This window comes from Phenylobacterium zucineum HLK1 (assembly GCF_000017265.1).
Taxonomy (GTDB): Bacteria; Pseudomonadota; Alphaproteobacteria; order Caulobacterales; family Caulobacteraceae; genus Phenylobacterium; species Phenylobacterium zucineum.
In genome coordinates this window covers 783,180-796,704 of the sequence record NC_011144.1, presented here as the reverse complement: position 1 = coordinate 796,704, position 13,525 = coordinate 783,180, and the positions used below count along the sequence as shown (strand labels likewise).

14 protein-coding genes are annotated in these 13,525 nt (G+C 72.7%); 7 read left to right on the top strand and 7 right to left on the bottom strand.

Annotated features, from left to right (window positions below):
* The first annotated feature begins 109 nt into the window (after positions 1-109).
* Together cobT and PHZ_RS03940 are read left to right on the top strand one after the other, a co-directional pair.
* Positions 110-2,059, top strand: a complete 1,950-nt coding sequence (cobT, locus tag PHZ_RS03945; RefSeq protein ID WP_012521286.1) for a cobaltochelatase subunit CobT — start codon at positions 110-112, stop codon at positions 2,057-2,059.
* The gene (locus PHZ_RS03940) at positions 2,056-3,036 is read left to right on the top strand and encodes an esterase-like activity of phytase family protein (RefSeq protein WP_012521285.1); all 981 of its coding nucleotides are present in this window, start codon (positions 2,056-2,058) and stop codon (positions 3,034-3,036) included. The genes cobT and PHZ_RS03940 overlap by 4 nt, the downstream gene beginning before the upstream one ends.
* A 51-nt stretch (positions 3,037-3,087) precedes the next feature.
* Here the strand turns inward: PHZ_RS03940 and rpmB are convergent, their stop codons facing one another.
* The 4 genes from rpmB to PHZ_RS22555 all read right to left on the bottom strand — a co-directional run bounded on the left by rpmB (position 3,088) and on the right by PHZ_RS22555 (position 5,678).
* A complete protein-coding gene (gene rpmB, locus PHZ_RS03935) occupies positions 3,088-3,384 on the bottom strand; it encodes a 50S ribosomal protein L28 (RefSeq protein ID WP_012521284.1) in 297 nt (98 codons plus the stop codon).
* Positions 3,385-3,646: 262 nt separating this feature from the next.
* Entirely contained in the window at positions 3,647-4,555 is a 909-nt protein-coding gene (locus PHZ_RS03930; RefSeq protein ID WP_012521283.1) for a M56 family metallopeptidase, read from the bottom strand.
* Entirely contained in the window at positions 4,545-4,913 is a 369-nt protein-coding gene (locus tag PHZ_RS03925; protein WP_041373874.1) for a BlaI/MecI/CopY family transcriptional regulator, read from the bottom strand. The genes PHZ_RS03930 and PHZ_RS03925 overlap by 11 nt, the downstream gene beginning before the upstream one ends.
* Positions 4,914-4,982: 69 nt before the next feature.
* Positions 4,983-5,678 carry a M23 family metallopeptidase gene (locus PHZ_RS22555; RefSeq protein WP_236611866.1) on the bottom strand — a complete coding sequence of 232 codons (696 nt, stop codon included), beginning with the start codon at positions 5,676-5,678 and terminating at the stop codon, positions 4,983-4,985.
* A gap of 212 nt (positions 5,679-5,890) precedes the next feature.
* Here PHZ_RS22555 and PHZ_RS03915 point away from each other — a divergent pair, with 212 nt between their 5' ends.
* From PHZ_RS03915 to mtnN, 5 genes are read left to right on the top strand one after another with little or no spacing between them, the layout of a single operon-like run.
* Positions 5,891-6,532, top strand: a complete 642-nt coding sequence (locus PHZ_RS03915; protein WP_012521280.1) for a TetR/AcrR family transcriptional regulator — start codon at positions 5,891-5,893, stop codon at positions 6,530-6,532.
* Entirely contained in the window at positions 6,529-7,494 is a 966-nt protein-coding gene (locus PHZ_RS23355; protein ID WP_012521279.1) for an HlyD family secretion protein, read from the top strand. Before PHZ_RS03915 ends, PHZ_RS23355 begins: the two co-directional genes overlap by 4 nt.
* Complete coding sequence (locus PHZ_RS03905) at positions 7,491-8,408, top strand: ABC transporter ATP-binding protein (RefSeq protein ID WP_012521278.1); 918 nt, start codon at positions 7,491-7,493, stop codon at positions 8,406-8,408. The genes PHZ_RS23355 and PHZ_RS03905 overlap by 4 nt, the downstream gene beginning before the upstream one ends.
* Positions 8,405-9,538, top strand: coding sequence for an ABC transporter permease (locus PHZ_RS03900; protein ID WP_012521277.1), 1,134 nt, complete (start codon positions 8,405-8,407; stop codon positions 9,536-9,538). The genes PHZ_RS03905 and PHZ_RS03900 overlap by 4 nt, the downstream gene beginning before the upstream one ends.
* A 15-nt stretch (positions 9,539-9,553) precedes the next feature.
* Positions 9,554-10,264, top strand: coding sequence for a 5'-methylthioadenosine/S-adenosylhomocysteine nucleosidase (gene mtnN, locus PHZ_RS03895; RefSeq protein WP_012521276.1), 711 nt, complete (start codon positions 9,554-9,556; stop codon positions 10,262-10,264).
* A gap of 22 nt (positions 10,265-10,286) precedes the next feature.
* Here the strand turns inward: mtnN and PHZ_RS03890 are convergent, their stop codons facing one another.
* The 3 genes from PHZ_RS03890 to PHZ_RS03880 form a co-directional block, all read right to left on the bottom strand.
* A complete protein-coding gene (locus PHZ_RS03890) occupies positions 10,287-12,113 on the bottom strand; it encodes a DUF885 domain-containing protein (RefSeq protein WP_012521275.1) in 1,827 nt (608 codons plus the stop codon).
* 82 nt (positions 12,114-12,195) lie between these two features.
* Entirely contained in the window at positions 12,196-12,813 is a 618-nt protein-coding gene (locus tag PHZ_RS03885) for a hypothetical protein (protein ID WP_041373120.1), read from the bottom strand.
* A gap of 72 nt (positions 12,814-12,885) precedes the next feature.
* Positions 12,886-13,254 carry a hypothetical protein gene (locus PHZ_RS03880; RefSeq protein ID WP_041373119.1) on the bottom strand — a complete coding sequence of 123 codons (369 nt, stop codon included), beginning with the start codon at positions 13,252-13,254 and terminating at the stop codon, positions 12,886-12,888.
* Positions 13,255-13,525 lie beyond the last annotated feature (271 nt).

The window sequence follows — 13,525 nt, the reverse complement described above, 5'->3', positions numbered from 1 at the left end:
GGGCTCGCCACATCAACCCGGCTTGGCCGTGAGGGTTCCAGTTTCCCCGGCCCCTCGCACGCCACTTCCTTGTTTCCCGTCGGGTCAGCCCTGATCTAAGACGGACGCGATGGCGAAGAACCCGGAAAGCCCCCTCGAGCCCTTCAAGCGTGCGCTGGCGCACGCCGCCCGCTCGCTGGCCGAGACCCCGGACCTGGAGATCGTCTATTCGGGCGAGGGCCCGCAGCTGTCGGGCAACCGGGCCGTCCTGCCGCATCCGCCGCGGGACCTGACGCCCCAGGACGCCGCCCGCATCCGCGGCCTGGCCGACCAGATGGCCCTGAAGATCGCCCACCACGACGCCGCCACCCACGCCCGGTCGCGGCCGCAGTCGGCCCAGGGCCAGCCGATCTACGACAGCCTGGAGCAGGCGCGCATCGAGGCGATCGGCGCCAACGCCATGGGCGGGGTGCGCGAGAACCTGAAGGCCGTGATGGACCAGGCCTGGTCGCGCCGGCTGTTCAACGAGGCCGAGGCGGTGGCCAATCCGCCGCTCGCCGAGGTGGTGGCCCTGATGGCGCGCGAGCGCCTGACCGGCGAGCCGCCGCCGCCAACGGCCAAGCCGCTGGTCGACCTGTTCCGCGCCGACATCGAGGCCAAGGCCGGGGCCGACCTCGACAAGCTGACCGGGGCGCTGGACGACCAGAACGCGTTCGCCCGCATCGCCCGCACCATCATCCGCGACCTCTCCATGGGCGAGGACCTGTCGGACGCGCCCGAGCAGGACCAGCAGGAGGAGGAAGGCGAGGAGGAGGGCGAGGCCCAGCCCTCCGAGGACCAGGACGAGGGCGAAGGCGAGAGCCAGTCGCCGCAGCAGACCGCGATGGACGAGGACGAGTCCACGCACCGCGAGGCCGACGACGCCGACAGCCAGCTGATGGAGGCCGAGGAGGACCCCAACGCCGAGGACGCCGAGGAGCCGCCCGAGATGGGCGAAGGCGACCAGCCGGCGCGTCCCGACGCCTCGGGCGACGCCCGGGCCGTCACCTACAAGGTCTTCACCACCGCCCACGACGAGATCGTCGCCGCCGAGGAGCTGTGCGACGCCGAGGAGCTGACCCGGCTGCGGGCCTACCTCGACCAGCAGCTCGCCTCTGTCTCCAACGTGGTCTCGCGCCTGGCGAACCGCCTGCAGCGCAAGCTGCTGGCCCAGCAGAACCGCTCCTGGACCTTCGACCTGGAGGAAGGGGTCCTCGACGTCGCGCGGCTGACGCGGGTGATCATCGACCCCACCGCGCCGCTCTCCTTCAAGCAGGAGGAGGACACCGAGTTCCGCGACACGGTGGTCACCATCCTGATCGACAATTCCGGCTCGATGCGCGGGCGGCCGATCATGGTGGCGGCGGTCTGCGCCGACATCCTGGCCCGCACGCTGGAGCGCTGCGGCGTGAAGACCGAGATCCTCGGCTTCACCACACGGGCCTGGAAGGGCGGCTCCAGCCGCGAGGACTGGCTGAAGGCCGGCAAGCCGCCGCAGCCCGGCCGGCTGAACGACCTCCGTCACATCATCTACAAGGCCGCCGACGCGCCATGGCGGCGCGCCCGCCGCAACCTCGGCCTGATGATGCGCGAGGGGCTGCTGAAGGAGAACATCGACGGCGAGGCCCTGATGTGGGCGCACCAGCGCCTGATCGGCCGGCCCGAGCAGCGGCGCATCCTGGTGGTGATCTCGGACGGCGCGCCGGTGGACGATTCCACCCTGTCGGTGAACTCGGGCCACTACCTCGAGCGGCACCTGCGCGAGGTGATCACCGAGATCGAGACCAAGAGCCCGGTGCAGCTCATCGCCATCGGCATCGGCCACGACGTGACCCGCTACTACCGCCGCGCCGTCACCATCGTGGACGTCGAGCAGCTGGCCGGCGCCATGGTCGAGCAGCTCGCCGAGCTGTTCGAGGAGGAGCCCCGGCTGATGACCCGCAAGACCGCGGGCCTGCTGCAGCCGCCGCCGAACACCCAGGGCCCGCAGGGGCCGCAGCGCCGGTCCACGTTCAAGGAAGTGCGGAGGGCCACCGCTTGAGGCGCGCCCTGGGGGCGGGCCTCGCTCTCCTCCTGGCGGCCTGCGTTCCCGCCGCGCCGCCGCGCCTGCCGCCGGCGCCGGTCCCCGTGGGCGCGGCCATCGCCATCGAGGCCCAGCCCGTGCCGATGGATCCCACCGCGCCCGATCGCAGCCGGATCGGCAACTTCGTCTACGCCGGCGGGCTCGTGCTGTCCTCGGCCCAGACCTCGCGCCTGGGCGGGCTCTCGGACCTGAAGGTCACGCCCGACGGCCGGCTCGCCGCGCTCGGCGATCAGGCCGACCTGCTGCGGGCCCGGATCGTCCTCGACGCCGAGGGCAGCCTGGCGGGCCTCGCCGACGCCCAGCTCTCCGCCCTGAAGGACCCGGCGGGCGCCGACCTCTTCGCCGGCGGCCCCAGGGAATACGATTCCGAGGCGTTCGCGGTGCTGGCGGACGGGACCCTGGTGGTCGCCTTCGAGCAGCACGACCGGGTCCTGGCCTTCCCGCCGGGCGGCGGCCCGCCCCGCCCCGCGCCCCCGCCGCAGACCGCCTATCGCGACAACAAGGGCATGGAGGCGGCCATCGCCGCGCCCGAGGTCGCCGCCGACGCCTACCGGGTGGGCCTGGAGGCCACGGGCGAGCTCTTCCTCTGCCGGCTCTCGGCCGCCTGCGTCCCCGACGGACGGGTGGCGCTGGAGGGCTCGGAGCTGGTGGCGATGGACGCCCTGCCCGGCGGCGGCCGCGCCTACCTCTTCCGCAGCTTCTCGCCGCTGACCGGCAACGTGGTGCGGCTGCGCCTGACGGACGCCGCGGGCCGGACCGTGGATTCGCTCGAGATCCGCCGCCCGCTGACCGTGGACAATCTGGAGGGGCTGGCGGCCGTTCCGCGGCCCGGCGGCGGGGTGCGGTTCTATCTCGTCTCGGACGACAACTTCGGCTTCTACGACGGCCGGCCCACCGGCCAGCGCACCCTGCTGCTCGCCTACGACTGGAAATGAAAAGGCCGCCCCGAGGGGCGGCCTTTCCGGAACGACAGTCGTGTCGGGCCCTTAGGCCGCCGGTTGCTCGGCAAGCTTGGCCTTGATCTGGCGCTTGATCTTCAGGGCGCGCGGCGAGAGGACCTCGTCACGGGCCTTCAGCAGGACGGCGTCCAGGCCGCCCTTGGCGTCGACCGTGCGCAGCGCCGCGTTCGTGACCCGCAGGGTCACGTTCTGGCCCAGGGCGTCCGACAGCACGGTCACCTTGGTCAGGTTCGGCATGAACCGGCGCTTGGTCTTGATGTTCGAGTGGCTCACGTTGTGGCCGACCATCGGGCCAACACCGGTGATTTCGCAGCGACGCGACATGGCGAAAGTACCTTCGCGAGGAAACAGGGACGTGCGGACGAGACCGTCCGCGCGAGGAGCGGGCGATATAGAGGAAGGCGCCGCCGCCCGTCAAGGCGAGCCGGGCGCACCGCCCCCAATTGCCGCGCCGGCGGGCTCCGCCGTTGTGCCTCAGGCGCGAGTCAGCCACCATATCTCGTAGGGAACAAAGACTGAATCGGCCCGAGTCAGTGATTCGGACATGATTCGTTTCGCGCGTGTTCGCGACGTCCCGCCGCTTCCCTTAACGAGTCGGCGCAGGGGCCGGAACGCTGATCAGCATCACCGACATGGCGGGCTGGTCGTCGGCCGGCGGCGGCCTGTCCGGCGGCTCGGGCACCGGGGGCTTGGCCGCCCAGGTCAGGGTGCTGGCGGCGAGGGTCAGGACGATCGCGGTCCAGGCGCCCATCAGGTCATGGCGCGGTCCCCCCTTCAGCGCGGCCAGGCGCACCTCCAGCGGATGGGCCCCGGCGGCGGGCCAGCGGCAGCCGAACGGCAGGGCGCCGCGGGCGAGCTCGGTCTTCAGCAGCGCCTCGGCGTAGGTCCGGCGGGCCTTCGGGAAGCGGCGCAGGGTGGCCGCGTCGCAGGCCAGCTCCTGGTCGATCCGCATCGTCCGCGCGCCGGCGTGCGCCAGCGGGTTGAACCAGAACACCACCTGCAGGGCGGCGGCCAGGGCGTTCGCCTTGGGATCGCCCCGGCGCACGTGCTCGCGCTCGTGCGCCCGGATCAGCACCCGCTCCTCGTCGGAGTACGGGTCGGCGGCGGGCATGATCACCCGGGGGCTGATGAAACCCGAGACCGCGGGGCCGGCGCGCCCGGCGCGGGCGTCGCGCTCGAACGCCGCCTGCGCCCGCCACGCGAGCGCCACGCCCACGGCCGCGCCCACGGCCCAGACGGCGGCGAGGGCGTCCAGGCCCGCGGCGGCCTCGACCAGCGGCCGGAGCGTCATCCGCTCGGCGCCGGGCCAGGGATTGCCGAAGGGCCAGGGGGCGAGGCTGAGCAGGGCCGCGCCGACCGGCGCCGCCCAGAGCATGTAGGCCGCCTCGGCGCCGAACAGCCGGCGCGCGGGGACCCGCAGCAGCATGACGAGGATGAGCACCAGCGAGCCCGCCAGGTTGGCGCGGGCCAGGGCCTCCAGCAGGTCAGTCGCCATCGTCCAGCTCCGCGATCAGGCGCTTCAGCCGGGCGACGTCCTCGGGCGACAGCGCCCGGTGCTCGGCGAAGTGGGCCACCAGCGGCGCCACCTGGCCGGAGAACAGGCGGTCCAGCAGCCCCTGGCTCTCGGAGGTCACATAGGCTTCGCGCGAGACCAGCGGGCGGTAGCGCGTGCGGCCCTCGGACTTCTCCGAGACCAGCGCCTTCTTCTTCATCAGCCGGTTGATCAGCGTCTTGACGGTCGCCTCGCCCCAGTCCTGGGGCTGGCCGACCTTGCGCACCAGCTCGTCGGCCGTCAGAGGCCCCTCCTCCCAGAGGGCGGCCATGATCTGGCTCTCGGCTGGCGAAATCCGCAGCATGCGGTTGAGATTACGCCTGTAACCCCACCTGTCAACGCGGATGTCGGAAACGTGTCCAGGCGGGCCTTAGTCGGCCGCGAAGGTCTGCACGTACTCGGCGGTGATCACGTTGGTGGCGTCGATCCGCCGGCCGCGGCGGTCGATCAGCTCCAGGTGCACGTGGTCGGTCATGCCGCCGGGGTACTTCCGCTGCAGCGAGCGGACCTCGCCGATCGGCTGGCCGACATAGACGGTGTCGCCCACGTCCACGTCCGGATCGACGTAGAAGGCCCGCGCCTCCAGCTTCAGCGCGGGATTGCTGATCTCGACGAAGCGGAGGTTGGCGTCGCCCGAATAGGCGTAGCCGATCTTGGTGACGTAGCCCGAGATGGGGGCGAGCACGCGCTGGCCCGCCTCGGCGATGAAGTCGACGCCCTCGTGCCGGCGCGAGCCGCCGTCGCGGCGGGCGCCGAACGCGCCCGAGCCGTAGGCGTCGTGGGTGCGCGGCTCCTGGCCCGTGGGGTTGGCGAAGTCGGCCTTGCCGTCGCCGTCCACGTCGGCGCCTTCCCACACGAGGCGCATTTCGATCGGCTGGGGTGGAGCGGTTTCGGCGACGGCGCGTTCGATGCTGGTGAACAGGGCGTGGTGCGCCGAAGGCTTCACCGGCGCGGCCGCTGCGGCGGTGGCGACGACCGCCGCAACAAGGGTGACGGCCTGCAGCGGCCGGTCCTTGGCCAGTTCGGAAAAGCGTTCGGAAAGGCGCGCGCGGAAGCCCTGCGTCACTCGTAACCCCTTGTTCTTGCACCGATGAGCGTCGCCGGTCTGGCGCCGGCCTGACTTTCGAGGGCCTGTTTTAAGCCCTTGGACGAAGGCGGAAAATGGGCGCGATCCAATCAAACGCCATGCGACGCCTCGCCGCCCCCGTTCCGCGAACGCCGATTGCCAACGCCATCTCCGCCTGTTACTAACTGACCGGTCAGTTATGTGAGGGCGCGATGCTGCAGCCAGGCGAGCCGAAATTCCGTCGCCGCAAGGCGGACCGGCCGGCCGAGATCGTGCAGGCCGCCCTGGCCGTTTTCGCCGAGAAGGGCTTCGCCGCCGCCAAGCTGGACGAGATCGCGGCGCGGGCCGGGGTCTCGAAGGGCGCGCTCTATCTGTACTTCGAGACCAAGGAAGACCTGTTCCGGGCGGTGGTCACGCAGGGCGTGGCCCCGAACCTCGCCCCGGCGAAGGCGCTCGCCGCCGCCCACCCGGGTCCCTTCCCCGACCTGGTCCGCGCCCTCGCCGGGCGGATCGCGCAAATCGTCCAGGAGACCGAGGTCGGCGGCGTGGCCAAGATGGTCATCGGCGAGGCGCGCAACTTCCCCGAGCTGGCGCGGGTCTGGCACGACGAACTGGCGGGCGAGGCCCTGGCGACGGTGGCCGGCGCCATCGCCGCCGCCCAGGACCGCGGCGAGGTGCGGCCGGGCGACCCCCGCGTCTACGCCGTCCAACTGATCGCGCCCCTGCTGGTCGGCGTCCTGTGGCGCGAGACCTTCGTGCCCGTGGGGGCGCCCGCCTTCGATATCGCCGCGATCATGCGCCAGCACGTGGAGACCATGCTGCGCGGCATGCTGGCCGAGGAGCCACGCCCATGAACCGCCGGCGCATCCTGCCCCTCGCCCTCCTGGCGGCCGCGGCCCTGATCGTCGCCCTCCTCGTGCTCGCGCCCCGCTTCCGGCCGGCGCCGACGCTCTCGGGCTACATCGAGGGCGAGCCGCTCTATCTCGCCGCTCCGGTGGCCGGGACGGTGCGGACGTTGCACGTCGCCCGGGGCCAGGAGGTCAGGGCGGGCCAGCCGCTCTTCGTCGTCGACCCCGCCCAGGTGCGCAGCCAGTACGACCAGGCCAGCGCCGAGCAGGCCGCCGCCCGGGCCCAGGCGCAGGACGCCCGCAAGGGCCAGAGACCCGTCGAACTGGCGGTGTTCGAGGCCAACATCGCCGCCGCCGAGGCGCAGGCGCGCGAAGCCCACGCGACCCTGCGCCGGATCGAGCCCCTGGTCCGCCAGGGCTGGTACGCGCCGGCGCGGCTGGACGACGCCCGCGCCGCCGCCCAGGCCGCCGACGCCCAGGTCCGCGCCGCGCGGCGCCAGCGCGACGCCGCCGCCCTCGGCGCCCGCGAGGACCAGATCCGCGCCGCCGACGCCCGAGTCAGCCAGGCGGCGGCCGCCGTGGAGGGCGCCGAGGCCCGCCTGGCCGACGTGGCGCCCAAGGCCCCTGCCGACGCGCGGGTGGAGGACGTCTTCTTCCACGCCGGCGAATGGGCGCCGGCGGGCCAGCCGATCCTGTCCCTGCTGCCCGACGCGCGGATCAAGGTGCGGTTCTTCGTGCCCGAGCGCGAGCTCGCCGCATACCGCGTCGGCCGCACGGTGCGGTTCTCGTGCGACGGCTGCGCCAAGGGACTGACGGCGCGGATCGAGTACGTGAGCCCCCGGCCCGAGTTCACCCCGCCGGTGATCTACAGCCGCGAGGCCCGCGACCGGCTGGTCTACATGGTGGAGGCGCGGCCGGCCGCGCGGCTCAACCCCGGCCAGCCGGTCGACGTGGAGCCGCTCAAGTGACCCTGGCGATCGACGTCCACGGGCTGAACAAGAGCTTCGGCGACAAGCACGTCGTCCAGGACGTCACGATCCAGGTCGCGGAGGGCCGGATCTGCGGCTTCCTGGGGCCGAACGGCTCGGGCAAGACCACCACGCTGCGGATGCTCTGCGGCCTGCTGACGCCTGACAGCGGCGCGGGCACGGCGCTGGGCTTCGACATCATCGCCGAGGCCGACAAGGTGAAGCGGCGCACCGGCTACATGACCCAGCGGTTCTCGCTCTACGAGGACCTGACCATCGCCGAGAACCTGGAGTTCACCGCCCGCGTCTACGGCCTCGACCGGCGGCCTGCGCGGGTGGACGCGGCCCTGGAGCGGCTCGGCCTCTCGGCGCGCCGGGGACAGCTCGCCGGAACGCTGTCGGGCGGCTGGAAGCAGCGCCTGGCCCTGGCGGCGGCCACCCTGCACGAGCCGCGCCTGCTGCTGCTGGACGAGCCCACGGCGGGCGTCGATCCCAAGGCCCGGCGCACCTTCTGGGACGAGATCCACGCCCTCGCCGGCGAGGGTCTGACGGTGCTGGTTTCCACCCACTACATGGACGAGGCCGAGCGCTGCCACGAGATCGCCTACATCAGCTACGGGCGGCTGATCGCCCGCGGCACGGCCGAGGAGGTGGTGGCCGGCTCTGGGCTCACGACCTTCCGCGGCGAGGGCCCGGGGATCGACCGGATGGCGGCCGAGGTGGCGGCGAGCCCCGGCGTCGAGACGGCGGCGCCGTTCGGCGCGGCCCTGCACGTCAGCGGCTCGGACCGCGCCGCCCTGGAGGCCGCCATCGCGCCGATGCGCCGCGAGCCCTGGCGTTGGACCGAGGTCCCGCCGACGCTCGAGGACGTCTTCATCCAGCTGATGGGCCGCTCCGAGGACAACTTCCGATGACCGGCCTGTCCTGGACCCGCGTGATCGCGGTGATGGTCAAGGAGTTCAAGCAGCTCACCCGCGACCGGATCACCTACGCCATGATGCTGCTGATCCCGGTGATCCAGCTGGCGCTGTTCGGCTACGCCATCAACACCGAGCCGCGCCACCTGCCGACGGCGGTGCTGGCGCTGGAGGACAGCCGCTACGCCCGCTCGATCGTGGCCGGGCTGAAGAACTCGCTCTACTTCGACTTCGTCGCCCAGGCGCGCAGCCCGGCCGAGCTGGACGCCATGATCCGCCGCGGCGACGTGCAGTTCGCGGTGACCATCCCCGGCGACTTCAGCCGCCGCGTGGCGCGCGGCGATGCGGCCCAGATCCTGGTGGAGGCCGACGCCACCGACCCGTCGGCCACCGGCGGGGCGGTCGCCGCCCTGGCCGCCCTGCCCGACGGGGTGCTGGCGCAGGACCTGAAGGGGGCGCTCGCCGCCCGCGGCCAGGACCTGCCCCCCTTCGAGGTGGTCGTGCACCGCCGGTACAATCCCGAGGCCGTCACCTCGTACAACATCGTGCCGGGGCTGCTCGGTGTGATCCTGTCGCTGACCCTGGTGATGATGACCGCGCTGTCGGTCACCCGTGAGACCGAGCGCGGCACCATGGAGACCCTGCTCGCGACCCCGCTCGAGCCGCTGGAGGTGATGATCGGCAAGCTCGCCCCCTACGTGCTGGTGGGGCTGATCCAGACGGTGCTGATCCTCATCCTGTCGAAGGTGCTGTTCCAGGTGCCGATGGCCGGCGGCTGGCCCGGCCTCGTGCTGGGCGTCACCCTGTTCATCGTCGGCTCGCTGGCGCTGGGCTTCCTGATCTCCACCGTGGCGCGCTCGCAGCTGCAGGCGATGCAGATGAGCTTCTTCTACATCCTGCCCTCGATCCTGCTGTCCGGCTTCATGTTCCCCTTCCGCGGCATGCCCGGCTGGGCGCAGGCGATCGGCGAGGTCATCCCGGTGACCCATTTCCTGCGGGTGGTGCGCGGCTCGCTGCTGAAGGGCCAAGGGCTGGAGGACCAGTGGCGCGAGCTCGCCGCGCTCCTGGCGTTCGTGCTGGTGGTCACGGCCCTGGCCGTCGCCCGCTACCGCCGCACGCTCGACTAGGCCTATAGAGCGCAGATGATCGGCATCCTCTGCGCCACGCCCGAAGAACTCGCCGCCTTGCGCGCCGTCCTCGACCTCGAGGTCGAACCGGAGGCGCACGGCGCCTTCCAGGTCTGGGCCGGCCACGGCCTGGCGCTCGCCCGCAGCGGGCTCGGCAAGGTCAACGCCGCCTCGGCCGCGACCCTGCTGCTGGACCGGTTCGGCGCCCGGACGCTGGTCTTCTCGGGGGTCGCGGGCGGGCTGCATCCGGAGCTGCCGGTGGGCTCGGTCCTGCTGGCCGAGCGGCTGGCCATCCACGACTACGGCATCGTCACCGCCGGACGCTTCACGGCCACGCGCTCGGGCGTCATCCCCTTCGGCGCGCCCGAGCTGGCGGACCTGGAGCCGGTGCCCGCAGCGGTGCGCGACACCTTCGAGCGCCTGCGGGCGGAAGTCGCCCCGCGCCTCGCCCACCCGGTCCGGCTGGGCGGGATCACCACCGCCGACTACTTCCTGAACTGCGGCGCCACGCGCGACGAGCTGCGCGCGCGGCTGGGCGCCGACGCCATCGACATGGAGTCCGGCGCGGTCGCCCAGGTGGCCGAGGCCTGGGGCGCGCCGCTCTACGTGATCCGCACGCTCTCGGACCTGGCCGGCGAGGAGAGCCACGTCACCTTCACCGAGATGGAGGCGATGGCGGCGGAGAACTCCGCCGCCTGCGTCCGGACCCTGCTGGAGATGCTGTAGCCGCCGCCCTCGCCCCTGCGGATCAGGCCTTCGCCTCGGCCACGTAGCGGTCGACCACCGTCTCCAGAACGGCGAGCGGCGTGCCGCCCGTCGACACCACCGCGTCGTTGAAATCGCGCAGGTCGAACTTCGGGCCGAGCGCGGCCTTGGCCTTCTCGCGCAGGCGGACGATCTCGTTGTGGCCGACCTTGTAGGCGCAGGCCTGGCCCGGGCTGGCGCAATAGCGGTCCACCTCGCTGGTGGCCGCCCCGACCGAGCGGCCGGTGGCGCCGGCGAGTTCCTGGATCGCCTGCTCGCGGGTCCAGCGCTTGTCGTGCAGGCCGGTGTCGACGACGAGCCGCGCGCAGCGGAAGCGGATCGCCTGCAGGTAGCCCAGACGGCCGAACGGGTCGTCCTTGTAGAGCCCCACCTCGTCGGCGAGTTGTTCGGCGTAGAGCGCCCAGCCCTCGGTGAACGCCCCGAAGCCGGTCAGCGAGGCGATCGTGTGGATCTCGCTGTTGCGCTCGGCGAGGTAGGCGCCCTGCCAGGCGTGGCCGGGTAGCGCCTCGTGCATGGTCAGGCTGGCCAGAGTGTAGCGCGGCCAGTTCGAGGTGTCCGACAGGTTCACGTAGTAGATCGCCGGCCGGGAGCCATCGAGGGCGGCGAAGTTCATGTAGCCCAGGGCCGCGCCGGCCTCGATCTCCTTCGGCACCGGCCGCACCTCGACGGGCGCCTTCAGGCCCAGCTTCGAGAACTGCGGGATGAACGGCCGGATCTCGTCCACCTTGGCCTGGATGTATTCCACCACCTCCCGCTTGCCCGCCTCGGTATTGGGGTAGAGGAACCGCGGGTCCTTAGTCAGGGCGCTCATCCGCTCCCCGACCGTGCCCTGGCTCAGCCCCTGCGACTTCAGGATGCCGTCCATCAGGGCGTCGATTTCGCGGCCCTGGCGCAGGCCGATCTCGTGGATCTCGGCGGGGGTGAGATCGGTGGTCGTGTTGTACTTCAGCGCCCAGCGGTAGTAGTCGGCGCCGTCCTTGAACTTCCACACCCCGGCGTCGTTCGTCGCCCGCGGCTGCAGGGCCTTCACGCCGGCGATCTGGCGGTCGATAGCCGGATAGACCTTCTGGGCGACGATGGCCGTGGCGCGGCCGCGCCAGTCGCCTTCCAGGCCCTTCGCCTTGGCTCGCTCGGCCAGGGAAGTGACCATCCGCGCGGAGCCCGGCTCGGGCGCGCGTGCGTCGGTGAGCTGCTTCAGCGTGGTGGCCAGGATGAACGCTGGCGGGATCACGCCCTGCCCCGCCGCATCGGCCATGCGCGCGGTCTCGGCGTCGATGGCGGCGCCCATCTGCTCCAGGCGCGCCAGATAGGCCTCGGCGTCCTCGCGCGTCTCGATCAGGTGCTGCGAGTTCAGGAACTCAGGCGTGATGGCGACCGTGCCGTCCTGCTGGCTGACGACATAGGGGTTGGCGTAGTCCTGGCCGTAGGCGAACCGACCGCCCTCGGCGCCCACGTCCATGGCGTAGAGCACGGTGTCGTAGACGGTGAGGTCGCGGCCGCTCAGCCCGCCGCGGGGGATGGCTCGCAGGCGCCTCGCGCGGTCGGCGTAGGCGGCGATCTCGCGGCGGCGCCCCTCGGCCGAGCGGTCGTCGAGCCGGCGCTTCAGGGCGGCGTACGCGCCCTTGTCCAGACCCAGGCTCGTGGCGGTCAGCGGGCTGGCCCGCAGGATCTCGTCCACGAAGGCGTCGAGCAGGGCCGAGAGGCGCGGATCGGCGACCGCGCCCGGCGCGGCGAGCGCCCGCAGCGGCAGGGTGGTGGAGACGCCGGCGGCGAGCGCCGACAGCAGCAGTTGGCGACGGGAGGCGTGCATTCTGGAACCCCGGGACTGACGGTTTGGGGGCGACCCTAACCGGTCCGCGGCCGGGCGCAACGCCTTGGCCGTGGCGTCCCGGCTAGACCTGGGTCGGGGCGAGCGTAACGAGGCCCACCAGGGCGACCTGGGCCGCCGCAGCCCACGGCCGTCGCACGCCGAGCAGCGCCACCAGCGCCACGAGGCTGAGGATCGCGGCCAGATAGTAGCCCGCCTCGTGGTGACCCTGCAGGAGGGCCGGCGCGCCGGGCAGGCTGAAGCCGATCAGCGCCGCCGTGGCCACGCTGCCGAGGGCGAGCATCTCGACCGCCGGCCGCGAACGCGAGGGCGGCGACGGCGGCGGCAGCTCGGCTTCGCTGCGGGCGGCGGCGAGCAGCGAGGCCACGTCGCCCCGGTCGAAGGCCGGCGGCAGGATGCCGATCGGCGCATGGACCAGCAGCGCCGGCGTCCGCTCGCGCCGGCGCGGCGGCAGGAAGGCGATGGCGAGGGCGTGGGCGCCGGCGTCCGCCACGACCGGCGCCAGCGCGCCGTCGTCCAGGTCCGGGTCCAGCACCAGCAGGTGCGGGCGCCAGGCGGCGACCGCCTCCAGGATGTCCTGGCGTTCGGGCGCATGGCGGTGCGTGACGCCGGGCTGGTTGGCGAGCAGGCGCTCGAGCCGCTCCGCCTCGGCGCCGTCGGCTCCGATCACGACCCGCAGCATGGACCTCGCCTCCTTCGCTCGCCTTCCGCCTTGACCATACATGGGGGGACGCCGACGCGAAATCCAAGGCTGTCAGGCGCCGGAAGCGCCGTCCGGCGGCGGGTGAGCGGGGGAGCGCGCGGGCAGCACCAGGTGAACCGTCCCGTCGTCGCCGCGCATCGACTGGGCGGCCCCGGGATCGCCCGCCTCGCGCAGCGTCACGCCGCTGGCCAGGAAGATGCGCTGGGACACGTCTAGCCGGACCAGCTCTTCCCGGTGGAGATCGGACAGGGCCTGCATCGCCCGCTCGGCCGAGAGGCCATAGGCCTGCCCAGCGTGCTTCAGCAGCCGCCGCTTCGGAACGAGACCCGTGCGACCGGCGCAATCGGCCAGGCTGCGCAGCAGGGCGTACTGGGCGTCGTCGAGCAGCAGCCGCTCGGGCATGTCGGCAAGGTCCTTCATCGTCCGGCGCCGGGCGGCGCCTGCGGGCAAGGCGTCGCGAACGCCGCCGCGTCGGTCAACCGCAGCCCGATCAACGAGCCGTGAGCGCGGCGCGCCGCGCAAACCAAAGCCCCGGGCTCGGCGGGAGCCCGGGGCTCAGGTCGGCCTGGGGCGACCTGGGGCGGCCTGGGGCGGCCGCGGGGGCCGGGCCTCAGACGGTCGTGGACGCATGGGCCAGGACCTCGGCGATCACCGACACCATCGGGATCGCGGCCATGAAAATGAAGGCGAA

Bases quoted from the DNA above. Each gene is read 5' to 3' on its own strand.
- cobT (WP_012521286.1), top strand. From the start codon at position 110: ATGGCGAAGAACCCGGAAAGCCCCCTCGAGCCCTTCAAGCGTGCGCTG.
- rpmB (WP_012521284.1), bottom strand. From the start codon at position 3,384: ATGTCGCGTCGCTGCGAAATCACCGGTGTTGGCCCGATGGTCGGCCAC.
- PHZ_RS03930 (WP_012521283.1), bottom strand. From the start codon at position 4,555: ATGGCGACTGACCTGCTGGAGGCCCTGGCCCGCGCCAACCTGGCGGGC.
- PHZ_RS03915 (WP_012521280.1), top strand. From the start codon at position 5,891: ATGCTGCAGCCAGGCGAGCCGAAATTCCGTCGCCGCAAGGCGGACCGG.
- PHZ_RS23355 (WP_012521279.1), top strand. From the start codon at position 6,529: ATGAACCGCCGGCGCATCCTGCCCCTCGCCCTCCTGGCGGCCGCGGCC.
- PHZ_RS03900 (WP_012521277.1), top strand. From the start codon at position 8,405: ATGACCGGCCTGTCCTGGACCCGCGTGATCGCGGTGATGGTCAAGGAG.
- mtnN (WP_012521276.1), top strand. From the start codon at position 9,554: ATGATCGGCATCCTCTGCGCCACGCCCGAAGAACTCGCCGCCTTGCGC.
- PHZ_RS03890 (WP_012521275.1), bottom strand. From the start codon at position 12,113: ATGCACGCCTCCCGTCGCCAACTGCTGCTGTCGGCGCTCGCCGCCGGC.
- PHZ_RS03885 (WP_041373120.1), bottom strand. From the start codon at position 12,813: ATGCTGCGGGTCGTGATCGGAGCCGACGGCGCCGAGGCGGAGCGGCTC.
- PHZ_RS03880 (WP_041373119.1), bottom strand. From the start codon at position 13,254: ATGAAGGACCTTGCCGACATGCCCGAGCGGCTGCTGCTCGACGACGCC.